General features: G+C 62.7%; 22 protein-coding genes. 7 read left to right on the forward strand and 15 right to left on the reverse strand.

What is annotated here, in order from left to right; genetic code table 11:
- The first annotated feature begins 1 nt into the window (after position 1).
- From ispG to A0W34_RS12165, 3 genes are all read left to right on the forward strand, one after another.
- Complete coding sequence (gene ispG / locus A0W34_RS12155) at positions 2 to 1,159, forward strand: flavodoxin-dependent (E)-4-hydroxy-3-methylbut-2-enyl-diphosphate synthase (RefSeq protein ID WP_007734888.1); 1,158 nt, start codon at positions 2 to 4, stop codon at positions 1,157 to 1,159.
- Between the two features lie 111 nt (positions 1,160 to 1,270).
- Positions 1,271 to 2,107: a GNAT family N-acetyltransferase gene (locus A0W34_RS12160; RefSeq protein WP_003942692.1), complete on the forward strand. Its 837-nt coding sequence runs from the start codon at positions 1,271 to 1,273 to the stop codon at positions 2,105 to 2,107.
- Positions 2,108 to 2,176: 69 nt separating this feature from the next.
- The gene (locus A0W34_RS12165) at positions 2,177 to 3,991 is read left to right on the forward strand and encodes a penicillin-binding transpeptidase domain-containing protein (protein ID WP_064688741.1); all 1,815 of its coding nucleotides are present in this window, start codon (positions 2,177 to 2,179) and stop codon (positions 3,989 to 3,991) included.
- A gap of 4 nt (positions 3,992 to 3,995) precedes the next feature.
- Here A0W34_RS12165 and A0W34_RS12170 read toward each other — a convergent pair whose 3' ends face one another.
- The gene (locus tag A0W34_RS12170) at positions 3,996 to 4,805 is read right to left on the reverse strand and encodes a LuxR C-terminal-related transcriptional regulator (protein ID WP_042450799.1); all 810 of its coding nucleotides are present in this window, start codon (positions 4,803 to 4,805) and stop codon (positions 3,996 to 3,998) included.
- A 179-nt stretch (positions 4,806 to 4,984) separates the two neighbouring features.
- Here A0W34_RS12170 and A0W34_RS12175 point away from each other — a divergent pair, with 179 nt between their 5' ends.
- Positions 4,985 to 6,607 (forward strand): AMP-binding protein, encoded by a 1,623-nt coding sequence (locus A0W34_RS12175; RefSeq protein WP_003942743.1) that lies wholly within the window; start codon positions 4,985 to 4,987, stop codon positions 6,605 to 6,607.
- Positions 6,608 to 6,663: 56 nt separating this feature from the next.
- Here A0W34_RS12175 and A0W34_RS12180 read toward each other — a convergent pair whose 3' ends face one another.
- Genes A0W34_RS12180 through A0W34_RS12205 form a run of 6 tightly spaced genes read right to left on the reverse strand, consistent with a single transcriptional unit; the run spans position 6,664 to position 12,406 of the window.
- On the reverse strand, positions 6,664 to 7,449 hold the full coding sequence (locus A0W34_RS12180; protein WP_003942733.1) for an ABC transporter permease: 786 nt from the start codon (positions 7,447 to 7,449) through the stop codon (positions 6,664 to 6,666).
- On the reverse strand, positions 7,424 to 8,326 hold the full coding sequence (locus A0W34_RS12185) for a 2-aminoethylphosphonate ABC transporter permease subunit (protein WP_081557729.1): 903 nt from the start codon (positions 8,324 to 8,326) through the stop codon (positions 7,424 to 7,426). Before A0W34_RS12185 ends, A0W34_RS12180 begins: the two co-directional genes overlap by 26 nt.
- Positions 8,323 to 9,498 carry an ABC transporter ATP-binding protein gene (locus A0W34_RS12190; RefSeq protein WP_063316573.1) on the reverse strand — a complete coding sequence of 392 codons (1,176 nt, stop codon included), beginning with the start codon at positions 9,496 to 9,498 and terminating at the stop codon, positions 8,323 to 8,325. The genes A0W34_RS12185 and A0W34_RS12190 overlap by 4 nt, the downstream gene beginning before the upstream one ends.
- A gap of 2 nt (positions 9,499 to 9,500) precedes the next feature.
- Complete coding sequence (locus tag A0W34_RS12195) at positions 9,501 to 10,550, reverse strand: 2-aminoethylphosphonate ABC transporter substrate-binding protein (protein WP_081557730.1); 1,050 nt, start codon at positions 10,548 to 10,550, stop codon at positions 9,501 to 9,503.
- Between the two features lie 25 nt (positions 10,551 to 10,575).
- Positions 10,576 to 11,253, reverse strand: coding sequence for a phosphonatase-like hydrolase (locus tag A0W34_RS12200; RefSeq protein ID WP_081557731.1), 678 nt, complete (start codon positions 11,251 to 11,253; stop codon positions 10,576 to 10,578).
- A gap of 25 nt (positions 11,254 to 11,278) precedes the next feature.
- On the reverse strand, positions 11,279 to 12,406 hold the full coding sequence (locus A0W34_RS12205) for a TIGR03364 family FAD-dependent oxidoreductase (protein WP_007734899.1): 1,128 nt from the start codon (positions 12,404 to 12,406) through the stop codon (positions 11,279 to 11,281).
- Between the two features lie 96 nt (positions 12,407 to 12,502).
- On the opposite strand from A0W34_RS12205, the gene A0W34_RS12210 reads away from it, so the two are divergent.
- From A0W34_RS12210 to A0W34_RS12220, 3 genes are read left to right on the forward strand one after another with little or no spacing between them, the layout of a single operon-like run.
- Positions 12,503 to 13,246, forward strand: a complete 744-nt coding sequence (locus tag A0W34_RS12210; RefSeq protein WP_042450792.1) for a GntR family transcriptional regulator — start codon at positions 12,503 to 12,505, stop codon at positions 13,244 to 13,246.
- 5 nt (positions 13,247 to 13,251) lie between these two features.
- The gene (locus A0W34_RS12215) at positions 13,252 to 13,488 is read left to right on the forward strand and encodes a hypothetical protein (protein ID WP_156888921.1); all 237 of its coding nucleotides are present in this window, start codon (positions 13,252 to 13,254) and stop codon (positions 13,486 to 13,488) included.
- Between the two features lie 35 nt (positions 13,489 to 13,523).
- Positions 13,524 to 13,847, forward strand: coding sequence for a hypothetical protein (locus A0W34_RS12220; RefSeq protein ID WP_081557733.1), 324 nt, complete (start codon positions 13,524 to 13,526; stop codon positions 13,845 to 13,847).
- Positions 13,848 to 13,867: 20 nt separating this feature from the next.
- Here A0W34_RS12220 and A0W34_RS12225 read toward each other — a convergent pair whose 3' ends face one another.
- From A0W34_RS12225 to A0W34_RS12255, 8 genes are all read right to left on the reverse strand, one after another.
- Positions 13,868 to 14,995 carry an FAD-dependent oxidoreductase gene (locus A0W34_RS12225; protein WP_081557734.1) on the reverse strand — a complete coding sequence of 376 codons (1,128 nt, stop codon included), beginning with the start codon at positions 14,993 to 14,995 and terminating at the stop codon, positions 13,868 to 13,870.
- 9 nt (positions 14,996 to 15,004) lie between these two features.
- Positions 15,005 to 15,406, reverse strand: coding sequence for a TetR/AcrR family transcriptional regulator C-terminal domain-containing protein (locus A0W34_RS33420; RefSeq protein ID WP_232330023.1), 402 nt, complete (start codon positions 15,404 to 15,406; stop codon positions 15,005 to 15,007).
- Complete coding sequence (locus A0W34_RS33425) at positions 15,400 to 15,690, reverse strand: TetR/AcrR family transcriptional regulator (RefSeq protein ID WP_232330024.1); 291 nt, start codon at positions 15,688 to 15,690, stop codon at positions 15,400 to 15,402. Before A0W34_RS33425 ends, A0W34_RS33420 begins: the two co-directional genes overlap by 7 nt.
- Before the next feature lie 305 nt (positions 15,691 to 15,995).
- The gene (locus tag A0W34_RS12235; protein ID WP_081557735.1) at positions 15,996 to 17,141 is read right to left on the reverse strand and encodes a serine hydrolase domain-containing protein; all 1,146 of its coding nucleotides are present in this window, start codon (positions 17,139 to 17,141) and stop codon (positions 15,996 to 15,998) included.
- A 126-nt stretch (positions 17,142 to 17,267) separates the two neighbouring features.
- The gene (locus A0W34_RS12240; protein WP_230691733.1) at positions 17,268 to 18,173 is read right to left on the reverse strand and encodes a hypothetical protein; all 906 of its coding nucleotides are present in this window, start codon (positions 18,171 to 18,173) and stop codon (positions 17,268 to 17,270) included.
- A 126-nt stretch (positions 18,174 to 18,299) separates the two neighbouring features.
- Positions 18,300 to 19,658 (reverse strand): L-serine ammonia-lyase, encoded by a 1,359-nt coding sequence (locus A0W34_RS12245; protein ID WP_081557736.1) that lies wholly within the window; start codon positions 19,656 to 19,658, stop codon positions 18,300 to 18,302.
- On the reverse strand, positions 19,655 to 20,869 hold the full coding sequence (locus tag A0W34_RS12250; protein WP_047271326.1) for an amidohydrolase: 1,215 nt from the start codon (positions 20,867 to 20,869) through the stop codon (positions 19,655 to 19,657). The genes A0W34_RS12245 and A0W34_RS12250 overlap by 4 nt, the downstream gene beginning before the upstream one ends.
- A gap of 52 nt (positions 20,870 to 20,921) precedes the next feature.
- Complete coding sequence (locus A0W34_RS12255; protein WP_081557737.1) at positions 20,922 to 22,265, reverse strand: DUF3100 domain-containing protein; 1,344 nt, start codon at positions 22,263 to 22,265, stop codon at positions 20,922 to 20,924.
- Positions 22,266 to 22,378: the final 113 nt, after the last annotated feature.

Raw genomic sequence — 22,378 nt, forward strand, 5'->3', positions numbered from 1 at the left:
CGTGACCATCCCTATCGGACTGGGAATGCCCTCGGCACCCGCAGCGATTCTTGCTCCTCGACGCAAGACACGGCAGCTGCAGGTCGGCACGGTAGGTGTGGGCAGCGATTTCCCCATCTCGGTGCAGTCCATGTGCACCACGAAGACGCACGACGTCAATGCAACGCTGCAGCAGATCGCGGAACTGACCGCGTCCGGTTGCGACATCGTTCGTGTCGCTTGCCCGCGTCAGGAAGACGCGGACGCGTTGTCGATCATTGCGAAGAAGAGCCAGATCCCGGTGATCGCCGACATCCACTTCCAGCCGCGCTACATCTTCGCGGCAATCGATGCGGGATGCGCTGCGGTGCGCGTCAATCCGGGCAACATCAAGGAATTCGACGGCCGTGTCAAAGAGGTGGCCAAGGCTGCCGGTGACGCAGGCATTCCGATCCGTATCGGTGTCAACGCGGGATCGCTCGATCCTCGGTTGATGGAGAAGTACGGCAAGGCGACGCCCGAAGCGTTGGTCGAGTCCGCGCTGTGGGAGGCCGGGTTGTTCGAAGAGCACGGCTTCGGTGACATCAAGATCTCCGTCAAGCACAACGATCCGGTGATCATGGTCGAGGCTTACCGCCAACTCGCCGCCAAATGCGATTACCCGTTGCACCTCGGCGTCACGGAGGCGGGGCCGGCGTTTCAGGGCACGATCAAGTCCGCGGTCGCCTTCGGTGCGCTGCTCGCGGAGGGTATCGGCGACACGATCCGGGTTTCGCTCTCGGCCCCGCCGGCCGAGGAAATCAAGGTCGGTAACCAGATTCTGCAGTCTCTGAACCTGCGTCCCCGCAAGCTCGAGATCGTCTCTTGCCCCTCGTGTGGCCGTGCACAGGTCGATGTCTACACGCTTGCCGACGAGGTCTCCGCCGGCCTCGAAGGCATGGAGATTCCGCTGCGCGTGGCAGTCATGGGTTGCGTCGTGAACGGACCGGGTGAAGCGCGTGAGGCCGACCTCGGTGTGGCGTCCGGCAACGGCAAGGGCCAGATCTTCGTCAAGGGCAAGGTCATCAAGACGGTGCCCGAGGCGCAGATCGTCGAGACGTTGATCGAAGAGGCGATGAAAATTGCCGAAAGCATGGAGGGTGACGCTTCGGAGGGTGCGCCGGTCGTTACCGTGAGTTGAGTGATTGCCGGATGAATCTTCCCCGTCGGTGTCAGGTTCGTGGCAATCTGAGTGCATCATGATCGGGTAGTGATATTCGTGGACGCGCAGTCGAGTCGAGGGGGTTGACGGATGCTCAAACTCCTCGGAGCCAAGCAGGTCGGAAGTCGAGATCTCGAAGACGTCCGACGGGTACTCGACGCCGATCCGGTGGCGGCCTGCATGATTGCCGCGCGCGTCGAAGAATGCGGCGTCGACCCACGAATGATTCACGGCGAGCTGTGGAGTCGAGGCGGGCCGTTGTCCTCACTGTGCTTTGCCGGGGCGAATCTGGTTCCGCTTCGAGGCGATCCGGATGACATTCGGGCATTCGCCGACCGTGCCTGTCGGATTCCGCGCATGTGCTCGTCGGTGGTCGGCCGCGCCGAATTGGCGTTGCCGCTGTGGGAGATGCTCGAGCTCGATTGGGGAACTGCGCGGGAGGTTCGCCCCGAACAGCCGTTGCTCGCGGTTTCCGAGCCGTTGGCGTGTCCGTCGGATCCGCTGGTCCGGCAGGTTCGCTCGGACGAACTCGAGATCTATCTGCCTGCCGCGATCGCGATGTTCATCGAAGAGGTCGGAGTCGACCCGCGTGCCAACGACGGTGGGCGCGGATACCGGCACCGTGTCGCTAGCCTGATCGCCGCTGGTCGAGCGTGGGCGCACATCGAGGACGGCCAGGTCGTTTTCAAGGCGGAGGTCGGTTCGATGTCTGCTCGCTGTGGCCAGATCCAGGGTGTGTGGGTCAACCCGGAATTTCGTGGGCAGGGCTTCGGCGTGACCGGTACAGCGGCTGTAGCGGAGTCGATCATGGCGACCGGTCGCATTGCGAGCCTGTACGTCAACAGCTTCAATACGATTGCGCGGTCGACCTATTCGCGGGTGGGGTTCCGACAGGTCGCGACCTTCTCGACGGTGCTGCTCGACTGACCGTACAAGCTGCGTGCAATGGTCGCGCCTACGCTGGGTGGAGCATTTGTCGCCCTACTATGGGGCTCGATGAACACTCGGCATTTCTCTCGTAGTCGCTCGGCCCAACTGTTGGCCTCCTGTACCGTGATTTTCTTGGCGGTGGGGATCAGTTCGTGTACTCCGAAACCTGCCGGCCCCGAGCCCGTCGCGCAGCAGTTCCTGAGTGCGTTCGGTGACAGGGATATCGACGAGGCAGCAAAACTGACGGACCGGCCTGATTCCGCGGGTCCTGTATTGAGTGACACCTGGGATGCGCTCCAGGCCGAGTCGATGACTGCCGAGACCACGTCGGTGAAGATGAACGGTGACACTGCGACGGTCGGCTACACCTACGAGTGGCACCTTCCGAAAGACCGCGTGTGGACGTACGACGGCGAGCTGCAGATGGGACGCAAGGACGGCGACTGGTCCGTCCGGTGGAGTTCGACGGACGTTCATCCGCGCCTCGGTGACAAGCAGACGATGTCGTTGCGGGCAACCGCGGCGCCGCGAGCGCGGGTCAACGAGCATTCAGGCACGGATGTCCTGGTGCCGGGAATCGTCTACCGAGTGAAGTTCGATCGCTCGAAGAGCAACGACATCATCGGTTCCGCGAACAGTCTCGCAAGTGTTCTCGGTCGGTTCGATTCTTCGCTGACGGGTCAATCGATCGCCGAATCCTCGACGGCCGTCAAGGGCGACTATCTGGTGACCCGCCTGCGCAGTGACGACTACGACCAGGTATCGGCGCAACTGGGAGCCATCTCGGGAGTATCGGTATCGGACGAATCGGATCTCGTGTCGACCGACCCGGAGTTCGCGCCTGACCTTCTCGGGCAGATCAAGAAGACGATCATCGACGAGGTCGACGGCAAAGCCGGCTGGAGTGTCGTCACGGTCAACCAGAACGGCGTCGACACCGATGTGCTGACCGAGACTGCGCCGCAACCTGTTCCGTCGTTCAGTATCAGTTTGGACCGCAACATTCAGATCGCTGCTCAGCGTGCCGTGAACGTGAACAAGGATCAGGCGATGATGGTGGTCATCGAACCGTCGAGTGGGGCGATCCTGGCTGTCGCACAGAACAAGGCAGCAGACCGCGACGGACCGGTCGCGACGATGGGTCAGTACCCGCCCGGTTCGACGTTCAAGATCATCACGGCAGGCGCGGCAATTTCGACCGGTCAGGCGACCCCCGACACGATGGTGCCATGTCCTGGCCGGATCGAGATCGGTGAGCGCAGCGTCCCCAACTACAACGAGTTCTCACTCGGCACGGTGCCGATGGCAACGGCCTTCGCGCGTTCGTGCAACACGTCCTTCGCCAAGCTGGCCAGCGAGATGCAACCAGACACGTTGACCACTGCCGCAGCGCAGTTCGGCATCGGCCAGGACTACAACGTGGTGGGATTGCCGATCGATTCCGGTTCGGTGCCGCCGGCGTCGGACCTGGTGCAGCGGACCGAAGACGGGTTCGGTCAGGGAAAGGTCGTGGTCAGTCCGTTCGGAATGGCGATGGCAGCGGCGACGGTCGCGAACGGTTCGACTCCGGTGCCGCAACTGATTTCAGGGCGCGAAACCACCATCGACGGTGAGCGCCCGGCGATCTCGCCCGCCATGGTCGACGGCCTGCGCGGCATGATGCGACTCGTGGTCACCAGCGGTACTGCAGAACGCGTCGAAGATCAGGGTGAGGTGTACGGCAAGACCGGTGAAGCCGAGGTCGAAGGGGGATCGCACGCGTGGTTCGTCGGCTATCGCGGGAACCTGGCCTTCGCGACTCTGGTTGTGCGGGGCGGAAGTTCGGACAACGCCGTCGCAGTCACCCGTGACATGCTCACCGCCCTGCCTGAAGGCTACTGACCCGTCAGGGGAGCAGTCCCAACCGCCGGGCGGTCACCACGGCTTCGTGGCGTGAGCTCGCGTCCAGCTTTCCCATCGCGCTTCGCAGATAGCTCTTGACTGTTTCAGGGCGAAGGGAAAGCCGTTGGCCGGCTTCGATGTTGGTGCAGCCGAGTGCGACCTGAGAGAGAACATCCACTTCACGCGGGGTGAGCGTGACGTCGGATTCGGCGTCGGCGGTAGGACGCAGCAGGTTGGCCAAACGCTGGGAGAGTCCGCGGAGTTTGGTCTGCAAGTCGGTGTCGGTGACGGTCTGGGCGACACTGCGTAGTTCGGCGTGGACTCCGCGGATCTCTTCCGAAGACATACCGTCGGCGGTAGTCGCGGCGGCGGCCTGCAGTAGTTGCAGGCGACGATCGACTTCGTCGCGGATGGCGAACTCCATCCCGAGACGCCGGGATGCGCCGACCATGACGTCTGCTGTTCGGTCACCCAACGGAGCGGAATCGCGGATCGCGGCGTAGAGCACAGCGCGCGATTTTCCCGAAACCATGACCGGAACGGCGATGATCGAATGCAGGCCCTCGCTGAGAACAGGACGGTCGAAGTGATGAGTGATGGACTGCGAATTGCCGTAATCGTTGACGGTGATCGGTGAACCCTGGGCTACGACGCGTCCGCCCATGCCCGAGCGCGGCGGGATGGCCAAGCCCTTGAGGTTGTTGGTGCGGGTGCCGACGAATTCGCTCAGGTGCAGGGTTCCGTCCTGGACCTCGCCTCCGAACAGCACGGGAACAACGCCCTGAGCTGCGATTGTTCGGAGTTCACCTCGCATTGCGTCCCCGTCGCGGGGGCGCAGAAGTGACGAAGCATGTCGGTTCACGCAGGTACCCCTTTCTGGGGGTAGTGAAGTTCTCTTGTGAGCTAGATCATAGGGGGTGAACAGTACGTATGACGAGCCGCCAAACGTAACCGGTCGGGCCAACCATACGACGATCGATAAGGAGCAAGTTGATGAGCACCGATCCCACCGCACGGGTGCGCGAGCTGCTGGACCAGTACGACACCCCGCATGCCAGCGCCGCAGAATTGCTCTGCGATCGGCATCCCGCGGATGGCGTTGCATTCACCGTCGTCGAGGCAGACCTTAGCTCGGTGGACCTCACTTACGGTCATCTACGTGAGCAGTCGGCGCGTTTCGCGGCAGCTCTGGCCGACCTCGGAGTCGAGCCGGGTGACAACGTCGCGACCTTGATGGGTAAGTCTGCGGACCTGGTGGTCGCGCTCCTCGGTATCTGGCGCCGCGGAGCGGTCCACGTGCCCTTGTTCACGGCGTTCGCTTCGCCGGCCATCGCTTTCCGCTTGACGGCCAGCGGCGCGAAGGTGGTCATTTCCGACGCCAATCAGCTCGAGAAGCTCGCGCCGGGAGAGGACATCCCCGCCGACGCAGCATGGCAGGTCATCGTCGCGGGCGGCGCGGCCGGTGACGAGTTGGACTTCGACGCACTTGTCGCAGCTCAGGATGCCGAAGACCCGAAGGGCGCTGCTCAGGCAGTCGGCGGCAACGCACCGATGGTGCAGTTGTTCACCAGTGGCACCACGGGAACACCCAAGGGCGTGCCGGTTCCGGTGCGCGCGCTCGCCTCGTTCCACGCATACCAGGAGTTCGGCCTCGACGTCCGAGAGGACGACGTGTTCTGGAACGCCGCAGACCCGGGCTGGGCGTACGGGCTGTACTACGCGTTGCTCGGCCCGCTTGCCGCCGGCACGCGAAGCTTGCTGCTGCACGCCGGATTCTCCGCGCCGCTGACGTGGCAGATCATCGAGAAGTTCGGTGTCACCAATTTTGCCGCCGCTCCGACTGTCTACCGCAGTCTGCGTGCCGACAAGGCTCCCGTTCCGGAAGGCATCTCGCTGCGCCGCGCTTCCTCGGCCGGTGAGCCCTTGACTCCGGATGTTGTTGCGTGGTCGAAGAACTCGTTGGGCGTCGAGGTCCGTGATCACTACGGCCAGACCGAGCACGGCATGTTCATCGTCAACGCCTGGGCCGACGGACTTCGCGACGATGTCCGTCCCGGATCCATGGGTCGTCCGTTGCCGGGTTGGTCTGCCGCTGTGCTGGAAGACAATTCGGATGACATTGCACCGGCCCGCACTCAGGGCCGCGTGGCGATCGATACTCACAACAGCCCGTTGATGTGGTTCACCGGGTACGTCGATGCGCCGGAGAAGACGAAGCAGCGATTCAGCGAAGACGGCCGCTGGTACATCACCGGTGATGCGGGAATGACGGACGAGGACGGATTCTTCTTCTTCTCCTCGCGCGACGACGACGTCATCATCATGGCGGGCTACCGCATCGGTCCCTTCGACGTCGAGAGCGTGCTGGTCATGCACGAGCACGTCATCGAGGCCGCCGTGGTGGGCATGCCCGACGAGTTGCGTGGTGAGGTTCTCGAGGCGTTCGTCGTTCTTCGCGAAGGTGTCGACGGTGACGACGAACTCGAGAAGGAACTGCAAACCCTGGTGAAGAAGAAGTTTGCAGCGCACGCATACCCACGCACGGTGCACTTTGTTCCGAACCTGCCCAAGACCCCGAGTGGCAAGGTTCAGCGGTACATCTTGAGGAAGGGATAAACCCCTGCTGTGCGCCTTTATTAACCCCCGGCGGTTAATAAAGGCGCACAGCAAGGTCAGCGCCGACGAATTCTGCCGACCACCATGAGGGCGACCAGGGTGACTGCGAGCAGCAGTGTCGTATTTGCTGCGGCAAGAAATACCTGGCCACGGTCGGTGAGTCCGAAGATGCTAACCGGCAAGGTCTTCCATGTCGCCGGGTAGACCATGACCGTTGCGCCCAGCTCACCCATCGACAGTGCGATGGAAAGCCCGGCGGCCGCACCCAACGCTGGGAGCAGCAGCGGTAGCGTTACCCGTGTCAGCACCCGCACCGGGCCGGCGCCGAGTGATTCGGCAGCTTGACGGTAGGCGGGATCGAGCCGTTCGAGCGCGGCCGATACGGAACTGAAGGCAAAGGCGAGCACCAAAACCGTGTGAGCGAGAATCACGATCCACTTGGTGCCGCCGAGCAGTAGCGGGCGCTCGTTGAAAGTGATGAGCAGACCCAAGCCGATCGCGACCGACGGAACCGCAATCGGTAAATGGAATACGGCATCGGTGATGCGCCGCAGCCACATCGGTGCCTCACGCGAGGCCAGCGCGGCCCACGTTCCTACGATCAATGCCAATGCCCCCGCGATGAATGCAGTCTGCAAACTGACGATCAGGCTGGCGAAGTTCTCGTCGGACAGCGCCGTGGAGAAGTTCTTGCCGCCGAGATTCGACGGAAGTGGACCGGTCCACGATCCGGCCAAGGCAGCCGCGACGACGGTGGCGATGGGCGCGACGAAAACCACCGCGACGACCAGGGTGAAGAATCCGAGTACGAGGGCCCTAGAGCTCCGTGTCCACAGCAGCACGGCTGCCTCCCATCAATCTGTTGAAGGTGAATCGGTAGAGGCAGTACAGGCCGAGTGAGAGTGCGACCTGGACCGTCGCGATCACTGCCGCGCCGGGCAAGTCGAAGGTGACAATGCCGCGGGTGTAGATGAGGACCGGCAGAGTTACGACGTCTTTAGCCCCGGTGAAGAGCACGATGCCGAATTCATTCAGCGTCATCAGAAGCACGAGCGATCCACCGGCCAGGAGGGCCGGCCACGCTTCCGGCATCACCACCTGTCGCAGAACTCGGACGGGTGACGCGCCGAGACTGGCTGCCACGTCGAGTTGTTCACGCGGAATCTGGGTGAACGCTGCCAATAGCGGACGCACGACAAAGGGTGTGAAGAAAGTGATTTCGGCCGCGATCACACCGAACGGAGTGTTGAGGAAATTCAGTGGGCCGCTCGCATCGCCGGTGATGCGGACGATCAAGGCGTTGACGGCGCCGGCTGTCCCGTACAGGAACGTGAACGCCAGCGTGATCAGGAAAGACGGCAGGGCGAGCACCGTGTCGATCAATCGCCCCACCACCTTGGATCCGGCGAACGGAACGAAGGCAAGCACCAAGGCGAGGAAGGTTCCCAGGATCAGGCAACCCAGGGTCGACGCCACGGCGATTTGGATGGTCCGCCAGAGCGCGGTTCTGAACAGTTCCGAACCGAGCACCGAAGACCACGTGGACAACCCGGTGCCATCTGCGGTGCTCAGAGATTCCGTGAGGACACGTGCGGTGGGATAGACAGCAAACACGAGGACAAGAAGCAGTGGTGGCAGCGTCCAGCCGATCCGGCGCCACGCGATCGGGTCTTTGTGCTGGGGCGCAGCGGTTTCGGGGCGTTCCAGGGTTGTCGTCATGGGTGGCGATCCGCCGGAACCAGGACACTGCCGTCCGTGGGCAGGACGACGCCCACTTCGGTGTCGACCGGTCGTTCGTCGTGCCCTGGAACATCCGCGTCGACGCGGACATCGTCGAGGCCACGTACAGCCAGCGTCAGACGCGTCGTGGAACCGCGCCAGACGCTCGAGACGATGCGCGCCGGGAATGATCCTCGTGCGCCGAGGCCGGTTACGGCTACCGCGTGTGGACGAACACACAGGTAGGCGTCCATGTCGGACTCCCATTCGATGTGCCCGATCTCGGGCTGCGGGGCGTGAGCAGTGAACGGCGTGCCACCGATCGAGACCAGCGCGGAGGTGCCGATGACGCGTGTGACGGTGCAGGGCAGCAGGTTGGCACCCCCGAGGAACGCCGCGGTGAAGCTGGACGGCGGACGTTTCCACAAGGCCTCAGCGGTGTCGATGTCCGCGAGTCTGGCGTTGCGCATCACTGCGATTCGGTCTGCGAGCGCCAGGGCTTCACTCTGATCGTGCGTCACATAGAGCATGGCTGTGTCAGGTAGTGCTGCGCGCAGTCTCGCCAGTTCGCCGAGCATGCTCTCGCGAAGTTGAGCATCCAGGGCGGCCAACGGTTCGTCGAGGAGGAGTACTCCAGGGCGAATTGCCAACGCTCGGGCAATGGCGATTCGCTGCTGTTGACCGCCGGAAAGTTCACGGGGAAGCCGCTTTCCGTACGCCGACATCCCGACCATGTCGAGGGCTTCGGCCACGCGAGGGCCGATCTCCGACCGCGGCACGCGATGGGCTCGGAGTCCGAAGGCTACGTTTTCGGATACTCGCATGTGCGGGAAGAGAGCGTACGACTGAACGACGACGCCGATACCGCGTTGTGCGGGAGGCAGATTGGTGATGTCTCGGGTGCCGAGCTTGACGGAACCGGACGTGGGGCGGACAAATCCCGCGAGGGCCTTCAGGGCGGTCGACTTGCCGGATCCACTGGGCCCCAGCAGTGCCACAGTTTCACCGGGTGCCACTCGCAGATTGAAATCGACGAGTGCATGGGTTGCGGTCTTCCCGCGGCCGTAGGCGACGTTGACGCGATCGAAGGTGATGGCCGGAGCAGAATGTTCGATCGCTCCGTGAACACCGACGGTCTCGGGGAGCGTCCGCCCCAGTCTGGTTCTTGCCATGATCAGCTCCCGGTGGCTTTCTGGTAAGCGGCGATGTCGGCGTCGAGCGAGCTGAGGACGTCGTTCCAGTTCGGGGTCCACACGTTGACGCCCTGCAGAACTCCGGAAGGCGTGTTCTTGTCGGTGGATTCACCGGCAGCGCTTCGGACGTCCTCGCGGACCGATACGCCGAGTGCATCGGTGGCGACGGTCTTCTGGGATTCTTCGGAGAGCAGGAACTCCATCAACTTCTTGGCTTGTTCGCTGCTCGGTGCGCTCTTGGCGAGGCCCATCACGTAGGGCAGTGCAATGGTGGTGCGAGTGCCGTCGGCTCCAGCGGGGAAGAAGATGTCGAACTTCGATCCGTCGTCGGCGATGGAGGCGAGGTTCATCTGGACGTCACCGTTGGCGACCAGCAGCTCTCCGTTACTGACCTTGGGCTGGAGCTTTCCGGTGGAAGACGAGGGTCCGACGTTGTTGGCCTGGAGCTTTCCGAGGTAGTCGAGTGCTCCTTCCTTACCCATCAGGTGCTGGAGCAGCAAGAGCACCGCGGTGCCGTCGCCGGCCTGGCCGGGCGTGGAGTACTGCAACTTGCCCTTGAACTGGGCAGTGAGCAGATCGTCCCAAGATTGTGGGGCGGGTGATGCAGTCGGATTGGCGATGAACGAGAGGTAATTCTCGACGACGGGCACGTACTTGCCGGCGTCGTCCTTGTCTCCGGCAGGAACGGCGGAGGTGTCGATTCCGCTGGGCTCGAGCAGACCTTGGGCGTCGGCCTTCTGGATGAACGGGGGCAGCGTAATGATCACGTCTGCCTGTGGGTTGGACTGCTCCTTTTCGACGCGGGAGACGACCTCGCCGGATCCGGCTTCCACGAGGTTGACGGCGATACCGGTCTGCGCGGTGAAGGCGTCGAATCTTCCCTTGTACCAACCGGACAGACCGTCGGCGCTGTAGACGGTGACGGTGTCGGTATCTGATCCGGCAGCAGTGCCGGTGCCACCGCAGGCAGTGGTGAACGAAAGGACGGACACGGCGAGAGCGGCCGCAGCGATGCTCGGGCGTAGACGCATGACGATTCCTTTTTCGGAGGTGAGATCAGGAGTGGGTGAGGAGTTCGGCGAACTCCTTCACTGACGGGACGATGTGGGTGGCTCCGGCGTCGCGAAGCTGTTGCTCGTCGTGTGCGCCGGTCAGAGTTCCGGCGACGATGGATGCGCCGGAACGAATGCCGCTGAGCACGTCGTTGGACGTGTCGCCGAGTACGGCGATCTGGTGGACGTCGTCGATCGAAAGTTTGAGCAGGGCAGTCAGAATCAGGTCCGGGTACGGTCGACCGCGACCGGCCTCGACGGGGGAGAGGGTGAGATCGGCGAGGGTTTTCCAGCCGAGCGCGACGAGGAGTTTGTCCTGGGTCGATCGGCTGAACCCGGTGGTCAAGGCAACTTTGATGCCGGCCTCGCGCAAAGTGGTGATGGCTTTCTCGGCGCCGGGGATCGGTTCGGCCAGGCCCTGGTCGATGAGGGAGTCGTACGTGGTTTCGAAGGCGGCGTTCGCGGCCTGGGCGCGGTCTTCGTCACCGAAGATCGCCCGGAACACGACGATCTTCGACTGGCCCATCGTGTCGAGGACGTACTGGCGAGCGGCGTCGGCTTCCGGGCCTTCGGCGGGCAGTCCGCCGGCTTCAGCGGCGGCAGCGAAGGCGCGAAGAACCAGTCCGTCGTCGGCGACGGTGGTGCCGGCCATGTCGAGAACGGCAAGGGTGATCGGAGACATGAGAAGTCTTTCTTGTCGGAGAGATTCAGAGACCGAGCTGGTCGGCGGTTTGTTCCGCCAGTGCCGGGCCGAGCGTCATACCGCGGCCACCGGGGCCGGCAACCACCCAGACGTTGTCGGCGGCTTGTGCGCGGTGAACAAGTTGTGAGGGGTCGATGCACTGGCTGTAGACGCCCGCCCAACGCTTGACGATTGGCGGAAGATCGCGTCCCAGAAGTGTTTCCACGACTCCGGACAGATGGCGATAGGGCGCCTCGTCGACATCGAAGTCGAAGGGTTCCTCGTATTCGTGGGTGTCGCCGATGGTCAGCCCGCCGTGCAAGCGCTGCACGCACAGGAGTTGCATGCGGTGCTCCTCGGCAGTCGGTTCCTGCGGCTGTACTGTACGGAGGTGATCGAGGGCAGATCCGGCGAAACCCGGGTAGTAACGGAAGCTGTCACCGTCAGCGATTGCGGTGGTGAGCTTTTCGCCGAGTGGGGCGCTCTGCATCATCTGCAGGCGCACACGGCGCAACGGGAGATCGCCGGCGAGATCGCGAGCCAATCCGCCGAGTGTTGCTCCGGGGCAGACGATCACGAGATCGGCGTCGAAGCTGCGACCGTGGTCGTCGCGGATGTGTGCGCCGGAGGTGGTCGTCGTGATCTCGCGGGCTTCCGTTCCGGCGTGGAAGGTGTAACGGCCGGTGGATTCGAGGTAAGAACGGATGGCGGGGAGCGCTTGCCGTGACTCGACAGCGGCGTCCAGCGTGCAGTGCAGTCCGCCGAGAAACTTGCCCCGGAGCGCGGGGTTGACGACGCGAACGGCGTCGGGATCCAGAAGCGCGAACCCTCGGTTGTCGGCGTCCGGCCGAGAGAACGCTTCCTGCGCGACCGCGACCTCCTCCTCGGTGCGCATGAGGGTGATGGAGCCGGCTGGGCGGTATCCGACGCCGGGGACACGGGCGGCAAGGTCTGCCCACAGTTCGCGCGAGCGCAGCGCAGCTTCGAGTTCGTGCGGGGCTCGCCCGGATACCCAGACGAGGCCGAAGTTCCGTACCGTGGCACCGCGGGCTTCGGGCTCACGTTCGAGATGGATGACGTCGTGTCCCCGACGGATTGCCTCGTCGGCGTGCGCCGTTCCGAGGATCCCTCCGCCCACAATCAAAATTCGCATGTAGAGATAGTGACGTTTGGTCTAGACCAATAGGGGGAATCGAGACGAACTCCAGGTTAACAATTGGTATAGACCGAATTCTTGTACGCTTGCGCCATGAATCAGCAGACGTCCACCGGGCCGGGGACCTCGAGCGTCGTGATCGAACCGGAGTTGAAGTACTACCGGGTGCGCACCGAGATCGAGACCATTCTCAGTGGGCTCGAGGAGGGCGACGCCGTCCCGTCCGAGCGGGAATTGGCGGCGCGGTTCACAGTCGCTCGCGAGACGGTCCGTCAAGCGCTTCGTGATCTTCTTGTCGAAGGGCGAATCGAGCGGCGGGGGCGGGGCACTGTCGTCGCGAGTCCGAAGTTGGTTCAGCCGCTATCGATTCGTTCCTATACCGAAGGTGCTCTGAGCGCTGGGCGAGTACCCAGTCGTAAGGTTGTGACCTTCGAACGAATGTCGGCCGACGACGGTCTCGCCACGGAATTGGGTATCGAACCAGGTGACAGCGTCGTTCACCTCGAGCGTGTTCTCTTCGCCGACGGAGAGAAGATCGGACTCGAATCAACGTTCCTGCCGGACAGCAGGTTCGGTGAGATGCTCGACGCTTTCGATGCGACGACGTCGCTGTACGCGGCTATCCGTTCCATCGGCGTGGTCTTTGCCTCCGCAACCGAACGGATCGAGACGGTGCTCGCTTCACCGCGGGAGGCAACCCTCGTCGAGTCCACCACCTCGATGCCGATGCTTCTATTGCACCGGACCTCCGTCGATCCGGAGGGTGTGCCGATCGAGCGGGTTCGCTCGCTCTACCGCGGCGACCGCATTGCCTTCTTGACGACGTTGCGGGAGTGATGGCCGTGGACGACGCAGGCGACATCACACTCGCGAGTTATGAGGCCGGTGCGAATCTTTATGCAGCTAGACCGTATGTCATGGGGGAGGCGATGGTCCGGTACCTTGCCCGGATCGCCAAGCTGGTGGACGGAGGGACGATTCTGGAACTCGGCAGTGGTCCCGGCCGTGATGCCGAGTACCTCGAATCTCTCGGAGTATGGTGGCGCGCACTGACGGCGCACTCGCCTTCGTGGAAATGATGAGGGCAGAGGGTTTTACAGCTGAGGTTCTCGACATGCGAACTGGGCAGTTCAACGGAACGTACGATGCCGTGGTGGCAAATGCAGTCCTGCTTCATTTGCGACGCGACGAGTTCGAATTCGTCGCGAGAAAGTCGCGAGGTGTAGTCGGGGCAGAGGGAATTTTTGCGTTCACGGTCAAGAGGGGCGACGGAACCAGTTGGAGCAAAGCGAAATTGGGGTTGCCGCGCCACTTCACATTTTGGCAGGAGGACCAACTTCGTCAGGTGCTCGGCAGAAGCGGGTGGGAAACTTTGTCAATCGACGCCGTGGTCGGTCCCACTGCCGATTGGTTGCATGTCATTGCACGGGCGAACTGACAATCAGGCAACGGCTCCGGTCACGCGTGTGAGGTGAACATGTCCACGAGCCCCTGGGGTGCGTTCTCGCCGAAGCACATGTCCAGTCCATCAGCGGACTGTTGTGCCGATGCGGCGCTGCGTGGGAATAGGCGCTCTTCGTAGACAGCTAGCCCTTCCTCCGTGCTGCTGTGCGACGCGATCGCCTGGCCGAGTTCCGCGCCGTCGAGCATTGCCAGGTTCGCGCCCTCTCCGGCAAACGGCGACATGACGTGGGCCGCGTCCCCGAGCAGAGTGACCCCGGGACTACGGCTCCAACTGTGGCCGATGGGAAGGGCATGGATGGGGCGAGGGGTCAGCGAGCTGTCGGCTTCGACGATCAGTGAACGCAGTGACTCGTCCCAGTCCGAGAAGTGTTCCAGCAGAACCTTCTTCGCGATGTGATCGTCGGAGAAGTCGACACTCGCTGACCAGTTCTCGGGAACTCGCAGGGCGGCGTAGATGTGCAGACTGTTGTCGGTCTCACGGTGGGCTAGGAAGCCCTTGTCGGCACTGAGCGCGAACATCATTCCGCCGCCGACTGTTTCAGCGGCCTTCGCGTGCTGGTTGTCGGCGTCGTGAAGGTCGAACTCCACGAAAGATATTCCGGTGTACGCAGGAGTGTCGTTTGAAACCAATGGACGGATTTTCGACCACGCACCGTCGGCGCCGACCAGGAGATCGGTGGTGAAGTGGGTTCCATCCGCGAGGTGAACTTCGTGTCGACCATCCGGCAACGGATGAGCACTGCGGACCTTGGCTCCCCAGTGGATTGTTTCCTTCGGAATTGAGCTGAGCAGTAGGTCACGCAGCTGGCCGCGGTCGATTTCCGGGCGGTCGCCGCCTCCGGTGTCCTGCTCGCTCAGGTGCACGACGGCATTTCGATCGAGGACGCGTGTCTCTTCCCCGCCTTGATGGACGAGGCCGCGGAACTCCTCATAGAGGCCGGCGGCACGAAGCGCGATCTGACCCGAGTCTTCGTGGATGTCGAGCATCCCGCCTTGAGTTCTGGCTGTCGGTCCGGATTCGAGATCGAATACCGCCGAATCGATTCCGCGGAGATGGAGGACTCGGGTGAGGGTGAGGCCGCCGAGGCCGGCGCCGATGATTGCGATGGGGTAGTGGTTCATGGTGGGTTCCTAAGAAGTGAGTGGGGTGTTCTCGATGCCGGTGATGAGCGTGCGGAATCCCCAGGAGAGGCGCGCCGAGGGTTCACCGGCAAGTAGAGCTGTTGCATGTCTTGCGACGAGTGGGTGCGTCTGCGGGTTTGCGTTCTGGATTGCGTCGGTCAACGCGCTCCATCGGGCATCCGCGTCGGCGGAATTGTTCGGCGCCGAGTGTTCGGCAGCAGTGGACGTCGCGTACTGCAGTAGCAAGTCCACGCCCCACGCGGCCTGACCTGGAGGGACTTCGCCTTCGTCGAGCAATGCCAGCAGGCGCTCGAGCAGGCGCACGTAGTGAACTCCGCTGGGCCGGGAAACGAGAGCCGACTGGGCGAGACCGGGATGATCGAACAGCACGGCCGTGTACGAGGTCAACACCCGTTCAAGGCGAGCTTGCCAAGTGCCGGAGGAATTTCGGCGAGGTCCACGACTCCGAGGAGTTCGTCGAGAACCGCGGCATGCAGTTCGACTGTGTTGCGCACGTACACATACATCGATGCCGGCCCGGTGTCGAGTTCGAGGGCGAGTCGACGCATCGTCAATTTCTGCAAGCCCTCCGACCGCAAGATTTCCACCGCGGTACTGACGATGCCCTCGCGTGTCAGAGCGGGTTTGGCCGGACGATTGCGACGGCTCGACGTACCTGTTGGCTGAGTGGGCATGATTTCACCGTACACGAACATGTTCGTAACGAACATGTTCGTTAGATCACGCACTGAACGTCCACCCTGTGCGGAGCCATATCGGGAGCGGTGGGTTACATGCCTGAACCGCCGGAGAGCATTGCGATCGTCAGTAGGATGCCACCCACAATCCCCACGAGCGGGCTGTCGCTGTCGAGAAGCCAGTCGTTCAACGATCCCATGAGTGCCTCTTTCGGGTTTCGATCTGTCGACGGTCGAGCCTATCGACAGATCGAAACCCGAGATGTCACTTTCGTCCGAATTGTCGATCGGACCCGAGGTGATCAGCCGTAGACGTTGCCCGGGCTGATCAACTTGGTGATCGGCACCATCAAAGCGCTGGTCAGGTCGGTCTCTCCGTCGATGTCGGTGTTGATGAAGACGACCAGGGTGGTGTCCTTCTCGGGCAGGTAGACCGAGACTGTTTTGTAGCCGGGCAGGCTTCCGTTGTGACCGATCCAGCCGCCGCTGTTGAACAATCCGAGTCCGTACCCGGAGTTGTCGTCCCCTTCGCCCAGGGGCTCGGTGTGCAGGCGCTGCTTCTGAGTGTCGTCGGCGAGGAGATCGCCCTTGGCCAAGGCCGGAACCCAGATGCGCATGTCGTCCAACGACGAGATCATTGCGCCCGCGGCGCCTCCCCACGACGGGTTCCAGTCCGTTGCTGCGGTCACGGATTCGTCGAGTGTTTGGTTGGTGTATCCCTGTGCGTGGGGGTTCGGGAACGCGTTGGTGGTGGGAAAGCTGGTGTGCTCCAGTCCGAGTGGTGTGGTGATCTTGGTGTCGATGACGTCCGACAGTGTTGAGCCGGTGACCTTCTCGATGACCATGCCGAGCAGAAGGGTGTTGGTATTCGAGTAGTCGACAGTGGTTCCTGGTCGAATTTGGAGTGGGAGGTCCTTGACGTATCCGAAGAGCTCTTCGGATGTGAATGATCGGCGAGGGTCGGAAAGAACATCCATGACAAACTGTTCGGACGTCGTGTAGGCCACGAGGCCGCTGCGCATCCCCGCCAGCTGGCGCAGGCTGATCGCATCGCCTTCCATGACGCCGTCGACGTACTTGGAGATCGGATCATCGAGACCGATCTTTCCCTCGTCGACCAATTGCAGCAGGGCGGTCACGGTAAATGTTTTGGTGACGCTACCGATCCGGTGGTAGAAGTCGGTTTCCATCGGCGCTTTGGTTGCCGTATCCGAGACTCCTGCAACCTTGACGTAGTTGCCGTCGGGCCCCCAAATGCCCACCATCGCACCGGGAATCCCGGTCGAATTCACCGCTGCGTCGACGATCGAATCGAGCTGGTCGGTGATGGTCGAGTCCATGATCTTGTCGGATGTGTCTGTGGATTTGTCCGTGCTGCAGCTGATTACAGCTCCAACCATGGCGCTGCACAGGCCGACAAGCAGGATGCGTCTTGCTCCGGTTTTCATGAGTCGAACTCTGCCTGCCCGAGGGCACTCACACATCGACCCCGGGTACGGCAGACGCAGTCCCCAGGTACCTCCTCAACCGGTACCGGGGGACTACGGAACCCTGGCCTGAACCCTTGACTTGGGTCAGAGTCCGCCGTTGAAGAACGCCGCCAGCGCGGGTGCCGGGTCTGCCGCGGTGCCCATATTTGCTACGCCGACAACGATCAATCCCAGCGTGAACAGTGCAGCGAGAAGACCGATCGACCCCGACACGAATCTCGTCCGTCGCTCGGATCGCGCCGTTCTCGCGAAGCGTGCCCACACGACCACAGTCACGATCAGTGATATTGCTGCCGCGATCAGCGCGATCACCGCCATGGCCAAGTGATACCGCGCGAAGTCGCTGATCATCAGTTCGAGGACAGGGCTTTGCTGGTTTCCGGTGCCCGTCGACTGAGCGAGCTGTTGGCGGACCTGCCCGACAGTGTCGCCAGGTGCCCCATCCGCCTGGGCCACGGGCAACATCGAGATCAGCGAAGAGAAGGGTGCAACGACACCTTGGATATTTGCCATCACGAGTACCGAGGAAAACATCGCGAGGAGCGTGACCAGCCCTCCCGCCGAGACGAATGCGAGTTTCTTTCCAGCCGTCAGAGGGCCGGCGTTCACGAACGACGCCTTGAGCATCCGGCCGAGTGCGAGCAGAACCGTCAGCAGGATTACCGCGATCACGGCCTTGGCCACGTGGTACCGCAGCCAGTAGTCGACAGCGGACTCCAAGCTCGGCGAGAAGGCTTGGACACCGGAACTCCAGTATTCGACGAACGCGGCGCGGACCGTCTCGACGAGTTCTCCCTGGTCTGCGTACCCATCACCCGGCCTACTCGTCAGCATGCCCGGGGCGAGAACGAAGGCAGCGGAGAAACCGGCGACCAACGCGATCAACGCGGCGATCTTGCGACCGGAGGACTGCGTCGAGCGCGACGGCCCCGCAGTGTTGTGCCGTGAAGAATTGTGCAGTGGGATTCCTCCAGCGTGATGAGCGATCATCTGGTCACCGTCCACAAAGTCATGTCACCGAGTGTAGAAATCGGTACACCGGACTTCATCGTTCGAGAGGATGATATTTCCGGCGACGGCGTCCGCCCGCCCTCGCCGCTGCCGTCGACATCCTCCTCAGCACTCGACGACATTGACGGCGAGCCCGCCTTCACTGGTTTCCTTGTAACGCACGGACATGTCGTTTCCGGTTTGGCGCATGGTTTCGATGACGATATCGAGGCTCACCACATGCGTCCCGTCACCGAGGTATGCGAGCTGAGCTGCGGTGACTGCAGTCGAGGCGGCTACGGCATTTCGTTCGATGCATGGGATTTGGACCAGGCCACCAACCGGATCGCAGGTCAGCCCCAGATGGTGTTCCATGGCAATCTCAGCTGCATTCTCGATTTGTCGTGGCGATCCGCCCATGACAGCGCACAAGCCGGCTGCCGCCATCGCGCAGGCAGCTCCGACCTCGCCTTGGCACCCCGCCTCCGCGCCCGAGATCGAGGCATTCGCCTTGATGATCGATCCGATTGCGGCAGCGGTGAGGAGAAAGGTTCGAACGTCGTGAACACCGGCGCCCGCCGCACGTATGTGGTGGTATAGCACTGCCGGCACGATGCCTGCGGCACCGTTCGTCGGAGCCGTTACCACGCGGCCACCTGCTGCATTTTCTTCGTTGACCGCCATGGCGTAGACGGTCAGCCACTCGCGTGAGGAGGGTGCGCAGTTACGTTGTTCCAGTTGAATGTTCGCAGACCGTGCTCTTCGGCGAACTCCGAGACGCCCGGGCAATACACCTTCGGTCTGGGTGCCGCGTTCGATGCATGCGCGCATCGCGGACCAGATCGCGTCGATGCCGGTCAATGCCCGATCCTGGCCGTGTATCGCGATTTCGTCCGACAGTGCCAGTTCGGCGATAGTTCCGGAGCCGCATTCCGCCAGTAGCTCTTTCGCGGTTCGATAGCGTGAGTTGATCGAATGCGCGCTTGCTTGCGTCTCCGTTCCGGCACGCAGTACGAATCCGCCACCGATCGACAGATATGTACTCGTACAGACGATTTCGCGACCGCTGAAGGCGGTCAGTGTCATCGAGTTGGGGTGCCCGTGACGGCGAACGAGCGGCTCGAACACCATGTCCTCGTGAGTGAACACAACGTGCCCGAGTGAGCCGCCGACGAGCTTCACCGATCCGCCGTCCGAGAGCTCGGCCCAACGCCCGTGAACGTCGTTCGGCTCGCACGTTTCAGGATCCAACCCACGAAGTCCCGCGATCACCGCGTCGGGAGTGCAGTGCCCTATTCCGGTGGCGGCGAGAGAGCCGTGCAGATTGCAGCGAATTCGGTCGACCGACGCGGTCAAGCCGGCGTCGGAGAGCTCGCCGACAAAAGTGCGGGCGGCTCGCATCGGACCGACCGTGTGTGAACTGGAGGGCCCGATGCCGATGGAGAAGAATTCGAGCGCGGAAACATAGACGCCGGTGGTGCTCATTCGGCGCTCGTGACGGTAGTCGCTCCTGACTCGCGCTGGGCCGCAATCGTCAGGAGGTTGGAGCGCGAGTCCCCGGTGGCGGCTCGGATCACAGTGCGTGCCATTGCAATTGCTCCGTGCAGAACAGCTTCGTCGCCCGCTGCGGAGCGGGCATCAGCGGCAAACTCGATCGTGTGAGGAACTCCGGTAACGCCGCGTAACGCGATCATCGGGTGGATCGAGGGAACCACCTTCGACACATTGCCCATGTCTGTCGAGCCGCCGGTCAGGGGAGTTCGGGCGGCCGCGGTGCGGCCCAGGCTCGCGATCTCCTCGTCCCAGATCGTCGCCAGCACGCGATGTTGAACAAGCTCCTCGTAGCGCGGTTCGGCGCGTTCGGTCGACCAGGAGCAGTCGCTGGCCACAGCTGCGCCCTCGAAGCAGGAGAGCATACGACGCTTGGCGTCCAACAGCACGTCGAGTTCTGCGGCCCGAACTTCCGCTCGCACCAACGTCGAGGCCGGAATGATGTTTGTTGCTTCGCCGCCGTGCTCGACATAGGCGTTGAGCCTGACGTCGGACGGAAGTTGTTGACGGAGAAGTCCGATGGCGACCAAGGCGATCGTGGCGGCGTCGCCTGCGTTGATGCCCTTGTGTGGCGCAGCGGCCGCGTGTGCGGCTCTTCCGGTGTAGGTCACGTCGAACCGGTCGACTGCCTGCGTTCCGGTGACGGTGCAGCTGACGTCTTCACCTGCAGCGCCGTGGACCATGATCGACATCGCCGCCCCCTCCCATGCGCCACGTTCGAGCAGCAAGACTTTCCCGCCGCCATGTTCTTCGGCCGGCGTACCGAGAAGGACGACGGTCAGACCGTGTTCCTCCGCGACCTCTCCGAGCGCGATCGCTGCTCCCAGTCCGGCAGCGGCGATGACATTGTGTCCACACGCATGACCGATGTCGGGAAGGGCGTCGTACTCGGCGCAGACGACGACGCGGAAGGGGCCGGAGCCCCGCACCGCTTCGAATGCCGTCTCGAGGCCGTAGGCGGCGCGAGTAACCGTGAAGCCGGCTTCCTGTGCGGCGTCCGCCAAGAGGGCGGATGCCCGATGCTCTTCGAATGCCAGCTCTGGGTGAGCATGGATCGTGTGGCTGACATCGATGAGGCGTGATGCCCACTTCTCGATCGTGCTCGAAACCGAGTCTGTGCGGGTGCGGGTGTCAGCGATGGACATGGGTATTGGTTCCTTTCAACATCTTTGGTTCTCAGCGTTTTCGGGTGCAGTTCTAGTGCCAGAGGCCCAGCGCGAACTCCGCGACGACCACGGAAAGTAGGTAAGAGGCGAGGATCGCGACGATTCCGACGGGCACGATCTTCCAGCCGATCGTCTTGAGCAAGGGAAGGTCCTTGCCGAGGCTGAGACCTGCGACAGTCAAGGTGAGGGTGCAGATCGAGAGAAAGTCGACAGTCCCGACGGTGCTCGAGACGAAATCACCGATGGGGGACCACGGTGTTGTCGCCAAGGCGCCGATGGTGATGATTGCGATCATCGCCGCGATCTTGCCGCGGGTCAGGCGGGCCACGCCGACGCCCAGGAGCAACAATCCGGTGAGGATCAAGTAACCGACGATGATCGATCGAGATACGCCACCCGCTGCGATCGAGGAGACGATGACCCCACCGACGAACAGAATCGGAACGATCGTGGTCAGCGGCACGGTGACGCTCGGCGCAACCGCTCGTGGGGCAGTGTCGGCTTTCCGTTCGCTGGTCGTCTTCGAGCGCTTGGTGAGGGCGCCGTAGATTCGATCAGCAAGGGGGAGTGCGACATACATGCCGACATACACGCCGAGGAGGCCGGTGATGATGTTGGATGTGGCCGCCACGGCGAGTACCTGGTCGGCCATCTCGGGGTGCGCCGAAACGACGCTGGCGGCAGCGGCAGCCATCATCGAGCCGGATCCGACGCCGGCACCCATCGCCAATGCGAGGGGGTCGAAGATGTTGAAGGATGTAGCCAGTGACGCAATCAGGCTGATCAGCACGGCACCGAACAGAGTGCCGAAAACGTACATCGACAGGACTCCACGGTACTGGTCGGAATCGGGGCCGTAGCGTTCGCTGACCATCGCGAAGGAGCCCTCGCGGTCGATGGAGAAGGTTGCTCCGACGGTGGCCGGCCCCATCCGAAGGAGTACCGCCAGCGGGAGTGCGAGAGCGATAGTGCCGAACAAGTGCCCCAATTCCTGCAGTAGCAGTGCGGGGCCCGCCTCGAACAACAATTGGATGTTCGGGCCGATGGTGAAAGACAACCTTGCACAAAGCAAGAGAACAGCCAGGCCCATGATTGCCGAGGCTGCAGCCTGAAGGTCGAGGCCGAGTGGTTTCCACTTCTGGCTCGAGACGACACCGCCGGCAATCAGTCCCCACACCATGGGCAGGATCGTGATGGCGGCAGCGCCGACGGGAATCACTGCGGGGCCGATCAGTTGCGCGCCTGCCGCAAGCGCGAGGAGCAGAATCGCCACGATCCACAGCCGTGGCGACCTCAAGGCGAAAATGATCTTTTGCGTCGGGGTTTGATCGCTGACCGGAGAATCGTCATGCGAGACAGGGAATGCTTCGGTCATGTCGGTGTCTTTCTCGAGGGGGCGAACGAACGCAAGAAGTAAGCGTTCTCGAGGCTCAGGATTTGGTGGACTATTGATGTCATGAAGTTAGGATCGACGCGTTTCGATCCTGT

Origin of the sequence: Rhodococcus sp. BH4 (genome assembly GCF_002079265.1) — a bacterium.
GTDB lineage: Bacteria > Actinomycetota > Actinomycetes > Mycobacteriales > Mycobacteriaceae > Rhodococcus_F > Rhodococcus_F qingshengii.